4 protein-coding genes are annotated in these 8,651 nt (G+C 43.8%); 3 read left to right on the top strand and 1 reads right to left on the bottom strand.

The window, feature by feature from the left end:
* On the top strand, window positions 1-1,961 hold a 1,961-nt coding region (locus F6K20_RS13605; protein ID WP_287294996.1), incomplete at its 5' end, for an esterase-like activity of phytase family protein.
* Here the strand turns inward: F6K20_RS13605 and F6K20_RS13610 are convergent.
* Window positions 1,951-2,133 carry a hypothetical protein gene (locus F6K20_RS13610; protein ID WP_131826968.1) on the bottom strand — a complete coding sequence of 61 codons (183 nt, stop codon included), beginning with the start codon at window positions 2,131-2,133 and terminating at the stop codon, window positions 1,951-1,953. The genes F6K20_RS13605 and F6K20_RS13610 overlap by 11 nt on opposite strands.
* Window positions 2,134-4,032: 1,899 nt before the next feature.
* Between F6K20_RS13610 and F6K20_RS13615 the strand changes: the two genes are divergently transcribed.
* Together F6K20_RS13615 and hpsE are read left to right on the top strand one after the other, a co-directional pair.
* A complete protein-coding gene (locus F6K20_RS13615; RefSeq protein ID WP_287294997.1) occupies window positions 4,033-7,347 on the top strand; it encodes a choice-of-anchor I family protein in 3,315 nt (1,104 codons plus the stop codon).
* Window positions 7,348-7,503: 156 nt separating this feature from the next.
* The gene (hpsE, locus tag F6K20_RS13620) at window positions 7,504-8,451 is read left to right on the top strand and encodes a hormogonium polysaccharide biosynthesis glycosyltransferase HpsE (protein WP_008178484.1); all 948 of its coding nucleotides are present in this window, start codon (window positions 7,504-7,506) and stop codon (window positions 8,449-8,451) included.
* Window positions 8,452-8,651: the final 200 nt, after the last annotated feature.

The raw sequence follows: 8,651 nt of genomic DNA on the forward strand, positions 1-8,651 counted from the left end.
TGGTGGATGCTAGCAACCGCCAGGGATTGAATAACCTGACTCATGGAGGTAATCCAGCCTTTGACACCGCTGACTTTGGTGAGGAAAACTTTGGTGGTCCTGGCAACCTACGGGTGGATTATGTGTTGCCTTCTCAAAATCTGACTATCACTGACGCAACGGTTTTCTGGCCGAAAAGTGATGACCCTGCCTTTGAGCTAGTGGGTGATTTCCCCTTTCCTAGTTCTGACCACCGTCTAGTATATGTTGATGTTGAGGTAGAGCCTACAGTGGTAGATAGTAACTCCAAAGTTGTCACTGGTATTAACTTCCTCGGAGAGGTTAGCTTTAATACTGGATTCCAGTTTGAGAATACAGAAGTTGGCGGTATCTCTGGTTTAGCCTACGATCCTGCTAATGGTGTCTACTATGGTCTGTCTGATGACCGCAGCCAAAATGCTCCCGCTCGTTTCTATACTATTGATATTGATTTAAGTGATGGTAGTCTAGACAACGGTGATGTAGGGTTTACAGGTGTCACCACTCTACGGAATGCTAGCGGTGAGCCTTTCCCAGAACGGGGTGTTGATCCAGAAGGGATTGCCTTGACTAGTGCTGGAACCTTGTTTATATCCTCTGAAGGGGATGCTAACAATCTTCTTAATCCCTTCGTCAATGAATTCTCTCTAGCAGGACAAGAGTTCAATCAGCTGACGGTACCAGATAAGTTCTTACCTACCTCAGATGGAACCAGGGGCATTCGTAACAATCGTGCCTTTGAAAGCCTGACCATTAGCCCAGATGAGCGCTTCCTTTATACTGCAGTAGAGAATGCTCTGATTCAGGATGGTCCGGCTTCGACACTAGAAGATGAAAGCCCTGTTCGGATTTTACAGTATGATTTACAAACTGGGGAACCTGCTAAAGAATTCCTCTACATCACTGACACCATTCCCAATCAGCCTGACCCTCCTGGCAGTTTTGCTGACAATGGTTTAGTAGAATTACTAGCGCTAGATAATACCGGAACCTTACTAGCCCTAGAGCGATCCTTTGCAGTTGGTGTCGGAAATAATCTCAGGCTATATGAAGTCCGGCTCCAAGACGCTACAGATATCAGTGATGTTGATAACCTATTGAGCAACCCCACTGACCCAGATAGTGGACTCTTAGAGGTTGAGCAAGTAGCTGAGAAACGGTTACTGTTGGATTTCGATGACTTAGGTATTCGTCTCGACAATAGTGAAGCGATCGCATTTGGTCCAACCTTACCGGATGGCAGACAATCCCTAATTGTTGCTAGCGATAACAATTTCAATGACAGCCAGATTACCCAATTCCTAGCATTTGGGCTAGACCTCGATCATATTCAATCTCCGACAGCAATAGTAGAAGCCACCTCTGAGATTAACGGTACTCAAGGGGCTGACCAGTTGATTGGGACTATTGATGCTGATCTGATCAATGGCTTTGGTGGAAATGATACCATTGCTGGGGCACTAGGTAATGATATTTTATTTGGTGGCAATGGTGATGATATCCTGCGCGGAGATAACAATAGCAGGTCCCCAGATGGTAAGGCTGGTGGGGATGATATTATCTATGGTGGTTCAGGAAGCGATCGCATTGGCGGGAAATCTGGTAATGACTCCCTCTATGGTGGCTTCGGATATTATCAACTCTGGGGTGATGCTGGGGATGACCTATTGAGTGGTGGTCTCGGTCATGATACTCTGACTGGAGATAACTTCTCTAATGGTAGTGGCAGTGATACCTTTGTCCTAGAGATTGGGGAAGGTACTGACACCATTACAGACTTCGAGCTGGGCACTGACTTCATTGGTTTAGGCAATGGTTTGAGCTTTGGTGAAGTTTCTATCACCTCCGATAGTAATAATTCTCTTATCAATGTTGGAGATGGAACCCTAGCAGTAGTGTTAGGAGTAACAACCCTTGCTGAAAGGGATTTCGTTATTTTATAGCAATTCTCAAATTAGGAAGTAGGGGAATAGGGAGTCGGGAGTCGGGAGTCGGGAGTGGGGGTAAGAAAATTAAATGTACCTCGTAAGTATCGGAAAAACTATAAAAATGTGTTCCATTTCCGCATCTTCCCACACTTCCCATACTTCCCATACTTCCCACACTTTTCCCCATGTTCCCTGTTCCCGAAAATCAAAAAATTGTGTAATTAAACTATTTTATAAATGCTATAAAACTGATTAACTTAATAAGTTGAAGTTAATTTTTTTGTGGTTTTATATTTATTAATTTTGATTTTAATAACATTAATTTAATTATAAAAAATATAATAAATCGATAATGTACCAATTAATGTCGTAATTTTGATATGATAATTTTTGCTCCATATTGCCTACTCCCTACTCCCTGCTCCCTGTTATAGCAGTCGCCAGGGCAGTTAGGACATGACAAAAGTCTCAAAGCTAAGTAAGCGCAATAGTTTTACTTCTGACTTCTGACTTCTGACTTCTGACTTCTGCTATACCTTTGCTATGACTTTATAATCCTAAATTTTAGAGGGTTTAATTGAAGGAGTAATATCTCAGGCTTAGGAAGCGTAAAAGTGAGTGTGAAGATCTTCGCACAAGAGGGTAAGACCCTACACCCACCCGAATTTGGATCCAAACCCAAACCTGTAGCTTCTCATGTAAATTTTAAGTAAAGGTGACGTAAGAAAAAGACCAAATTATGTAAGATTATGTAAAGTTGACTATAGTACACTCTTTTATAGTATAGTTTTACGTAAATCCAAAAATATATTAAGTCAAGTAACCTATGGCTTAATTAGTCTGACCGATAGCATCTACTGGTAGGTTAAAGCTACCCAGATTCCTTTGGTCATCTCTGAAGACGCTGCTTAGCCAGCGGGCATCTATAGCCCAGTTGCTTAGATCAAAGACAAATGATTTGTAAGCTATCAGCGTGTCGCGTATCAGCTATCAGCTGATGGGCTATGGGCTATGGGCACGCTACTTGATGTGCTGATGGGCTATGGGAACGCTACACCGAACAGCTTTTGAATAAAACAGGTAAGCATTAGTTTAATAGTAACGAAAGTCACAGGTTAGAAGCCTGTGCCACAAAGCTGACGGCACCTCAAATAGCGTGAGCTAAAAGCTCACGGCTGACGGCTGAATGCTTACAATGATTTGGATTTAGTTTGCTAATCGAAGAGTATCAAATCCAAGACAGTAAAATTCAATAAAACCTTAAGTCGGTGTTGCTGAACTAGTGATTGCAATGAAATCAGGGAAAGGGTAAAATCTACTTGATAATTAATCGAAGATCAGCTTAGGTAGACTCCGTTGAACTCCAGACCAAGGTTATGGGTAACTAGATAAATAAAGTCCGTCTTGATGTGGCTGGATTATCAAGTTAAATCCTCATACCCGAAGGGAGTCAAGGTGATAGCTATCATCATGGTAGCATCATGCTAGTCATAAGCCTAGTATGAGTGGGTAATTCCATTGGCTGTTCTTTTTGAATTAGTTCAGACTCAATGGGATGTTCCGTTCGCGAATGCAGATCAGATTGAGCAAATAGCTTATTCAATAACGTTCAATAAAGCACAGATAGCTTGCTATTATATTGATGTTATATTGATGTTATATTGATGCTATCAGTGTTTGCGTTATTCAGCCATCGCCACACTATCTCCAGGTTAAAGGTTAATTATTAACACTAGCTGTAGAGTTCAGACGCAACCCCTAACTAAGTAGGTAGGAAATTAACGTAATAGGCTGAGGTTTAACTGTTGATTCTCAACAATTAACCTGAAGGACAGTCAACACTATAAAACCTTAGCGCTAACGCTACTAACCTACCTATTTAATGGATCAACAAAACCCTAATAATTAAGTCCTAATAAATTATTTTAATTCTTGATAATCAAGAAAATATTAGGCATTTTAATATTCGCGAAGCGGTTCCTTTGGAACAGGGTAATGAGTACATAATTATTGCTATAAAACTTTCAATAAGTTGATAGCTAATAGCTGATATAGGTACTCGCAGTCTACTACCTAGGATAAATTTGTGGCAGATATATTAGATAAAATTGGTAGCTTTTCTAGTGAGATTGGCGCTGAAATTACCGCCTACGATCCAATAGGTCAAGAGTTATTTGTAGTTTCTGGTGGAACTGAGGTGCAAGTGCTAGACCTCAGTGATCCGAGCAATCCAACTCAGGCAATACCACCAATTGATATTGCTTCTTTGATACCTGACATTGACGGAGCAAATAGCGTAGCCTATAGCAATGGTTTACTGGCGCTAGCCTTAGAAGCTAGCACCTCTACTGATCCGGGGAAGGTAGCAATTGTAGATATTGCTGCGTTTCGGAACAATCCGGCTGACCCCAATGCCCTGAAGGTAGTGCAAGCGGGGCCTCTGCCCGATATGCTCATGTTTACCCCTGATGGCACCAAAATACTGGTTGCTAATGAAGGAGTAGCGGATGATGGCATTGATCCTGAAGGATCGATCAGTATCATTGATGTGTCGAGTGGGTTAGCAACTCTAACCCAAGACAATGTCGCTACAGCAGACTTCAGCGCCTTCAATGGTCGTGAAGCGGAATTCCGGGCAAAAGGTGTACGTATTTTCCCAGACAAGACTGTTGCTGAGGATGTGGAACCAGAATTCATTGCTGTCTCAAGCGATGGTACTACAGCCTTTGTCAACCTCCAGGAAAACAATGCCTTTGCGGTGCTAGACCTGGAGTCCGCTACAGTGGTGGATATCCTGCCTCTGGGTGTGAAAGACCACAGCCAAGGTCAGCCCACCCTAGAGCTATTTGAGTTCAATGACTTGCCTGTACTTGGTACTACCGAAGGGGGTCAGGAGATTAAACTGGGCGGACTGTCTGGCTTATTCTACGAAGGGACGGATGCAGCAACTGGCAACTTGAAGTTTGTAACGGTTCCTGACCGGGGACCCAATGGTGAACCCACTGATGTGGATGGGGATGGGAGTAAAGAACGACCCTTTGCCTTACCGGATTACCAAGCTCGCATGATCCGCTTTGAGTTAAATCCCAGCTCTGGCGAGATCACCATTACCGAAACCATTTTCTTGACCCGTCAAGATAGCACCACACCAATCACAGGACTACCCAATATTGCAGGGGTGGATGAAGAACCAGTAGACTTATCTGGCAATTTGCTGCCCTTAGATGAGTTTGGTGCTGACCTGGAAGGGGTAGTAATCGCTGCGGATGGCACCTTCTGGATGGTGGATGAGTACCGTCCAGCTATCTACCACTTTGATACCGATGGTGTCCTGATTGACCGCTTTGTTCCCCAAGGAACAGCTGCCTTGGCTGGTGCAGCAGTGGGAAGCTTTGGCACTGAGTCCTTACCTGAGGAGTACGCCAATCGCCGCCGTAACCGTGGCTTTGAGGCCGTAGCTCTGGATCCAGACGATAATATCCTCTACGCCTTTATTCAAACTCCTTTACAGAATCCAGACCGTGCTACGTCTAATAGCTCGGATGTGATTCGGATTCTCGGAATTGATACTACCACAGGTAATGCCGTTGCTGAGTATGTTTACTTGCTCGAAGACCCTGCTTTACGTAGTGGAGGACGAGTAGATAAGATTGGTGATGCGGTATACGCTGAGGATGGAAAATTATTTGTCATTGAGCGAGATTCCGCAGTTGGTGATAAAGCAAAGAAGTTTATCTTCCAAATAGACCTGACAAAAGCCACTAATTTGCTTGCTCCGGATGCCCCCACACTACCCACTGACTCTACTCTAGAGCAGTTGAGTGCGGATGACCTAGATGCTCTTGGGATTCAGGCGGTCAATAAGATAAAAGTGACAAACCTGCCTTCGATTGGGTATCTCGCTGGTGATAAACCAGAAGGTCTAGCGCTACTGGATGATGGCAAACTGGCTGTACTCAATGACAATGACTTTGGAGTACTCGAACAGAAGATTCCGGTGGATGGCTCGGTTCCTCTGAACCCCAATCCAACTCCTGTGGTCTTAGGTCTGATCGACCTGGGTGAGAACAATGCCCTGGATGCTAGTAATGAGGATGATGCCATCAACATCCAAAATTGGCCGGTTTTCGGTCTATACCAACCAGATGCGATCGCATCTTTTGAGGCAAACGGTCAAACCTACTACGTCACTGCCAATGAAGGGGATATCAGGGATGAAGAGGAACGGATTGCAAACTTGACCCTCGACCCAGATGCGTTTCCCGATGCTGAAACCTTGCAACAAGAGTCTCAACTGGGTCGTTTGAGAATATCTACCATTGATGGGGATTTGGATAATGATGGTGATTTTGACCAGCTATTCTCCTACGGTGGGCGCTCTTTCTCAATTTGGGATCAGTTTGGCAACCTAGTGTTTGATAGTGGTGATGATTTTGAACGAATTACAGCTCAGCAAGTTCCTGAACTATTTAATTCTAGCGGCACTCCTGATACCTTTGACGATCGCAGTGACAATCAAGGACCAGAACCGGAAGGAATTGTCACCGGGGTCATTAATGATCGCACTTACACGTTTATCGGCCTCGAACGAATAGGCGGGGTGATTGTCTACGATGTCACTAATCCCACGGCTCCTGAATTTGTCCAATATCTGCCCAATGATAATGGTGGCAATCCAGATGAGCCAGTAGACCGTGAGCCTGAGGGGCTAACATTTATTCCTGTGGAAGACAGCCCCAATGGTGAACCCCTGCTGATAGTGGCTCAAGAAGACAGTGAAACCATTACTATCTTTTCAGTCAACCCCGGTCCGGGAACCCCATTAGATGATGAACTAGTTGGCACCGAAGCTGATGAGACAATCATTGCCCGAGCTGGCAATGATACAGTTGCTGGTGCTTTAGGTAATGATACTATCTTTGGGGGGAATGGAGATGATGTATTACGAGGTGACTTCAACAGCCGTTCCTCTGACAATACCCTTGGAGGGGATGATGTAATTTACGGGGGTGCTGGAAGCGATCGCATTGGTGGAAAAGCCGGTAATGATTCCCTGTTTGGTCAGAAAGGTGATGACCAAATCTGGGGTGATGCTGGGGATGACCTACTGCGAGGCGGTCTTGGCAATGATACCCTATTTGGTGATAATGGCTCTGGTGGTGATGGTAGTGATACCTTCATCTTGGCCGCTGGTGAAGGAACTGATACGATTGGGGATTTCCAAGTCAGTGAAGACTTCATCGGTTTAGCAGATGGGTTAACCTTTGGTCAGTTATCGGTTACTCAAGAAAGTAACAACGCTGTGATTAGCTTCGGTGATGAAACCTTAGCAATCCTGAATCAGGTGCAGGCTGAAACCCTGATCGATAATGCTGCTACGACTTTTATATTGGTTGCTTAAGGCAGAGCAGTTGAAGGTTGTTCGCCCAAGGCGATTCGGTGTAGGGTAGGTTGTCTGTCAGAATGCAGAATGTAGAATGCAGAATGCAGAATTCTTAATTCTTAATTCTTAATTCTACATTCTTAATTCAAAAGGGACTCTAATGGTTGACTACCCATGATTGATTTCACAGTTGCTATCTGTACCTATAACGGCGAAACTCGTCTACCTAAGGTTCTAAAACGATTACTGTCTCAAATTAAAACTGACCATTTTGCTTGGGAAATTATAATTATTGACAATAACAGCACTGATAATACCAGCAAAATTGTTCAGGAGTATCAATCCCATCCAGAAGCTTATCCGATCCGATATTACTTTGAACCAAAACAGGGGATAGCATTTGCTCGACGCCGTGCTATCCAGGAGTCTAAAGGTGAGTATGTCGGGTTTTTAGATGATGATAATCTCCCTACTCCTGATTGGGTTAGTGCTGCCTATAATTTTGGTAATTCCCATCCCCAAGCTGGTGCTTATGGTAGTCAAATTTATGGAGACTATGAAGTTAAACCACCGGAAAACTTTAACCGAATTGCTTGTTTTATCGCTATCATAGAACGAGGTCAAGAGCCATTTTGTTATCAGCCTCGTCAAGGGGTATTTCCTGTGGGTGCGGGGTTAGTGATTCGTAAGCAAGCCTGGTTAAATAATGTTCCTGAACAGCCTTGGCTCAAGGGGGTGTGTGCGACATCCCTATCTGCTAAAGGAGAAGATATAGAAACCTTATCCTATATTCAAAAAGCCGGTTGGGAAATTTGGCATAACCCTCAAATGTGTATTGAGCATCAAATTCCCAAATGGCGTTTGGAAAAAGACTATTTATTGAAATTATTTCGAGGTGTGGGCTTAAGTCGGTATCCCACTCGCATGTTGCGCTTTCAACATTGGCAAAAGCCTTTCATGATTCTAGTTTACCTAATCAATGATTTGGGCAAGACTATCCTTCACCTGATTAGATATCGCCAACACCTCAAGACAGATTTAGTAGCAGCTTGCGAACTGGAACTTTTTGTGAATAGCTTCTTTAGTCCATTTTATCATTGGATTTTTGGAAATCAGTCATAAATAATAAGACAAAATGCTGGCATGTATGAAAAGGGAAAAGGGAATAGGGAACAGGGAAGAGAGTGTGGGGAGAGGGGTTAGTGTGGCTAGTGTGGGGAGAGCGAAGAAGTAGTTTTCGATAATTGGGTATAGTTAAAGACATTTTTATGACCCCGACTCCCAGGGAATGCGCGTTCACGCTTAGCTTTAAAAAAGTGCGG

The sequence above is a fragment of the Moorena sp. SIO2C4 genome, assembly GCF_010672485.1.
Taxonomy (GTDB): domain Bacteria; phylum Cyanobacteriota; class Cyanobacteriia; order Cyanobacteriales; family Coleofasciculaceae; genus Moorena; species Moorena producens.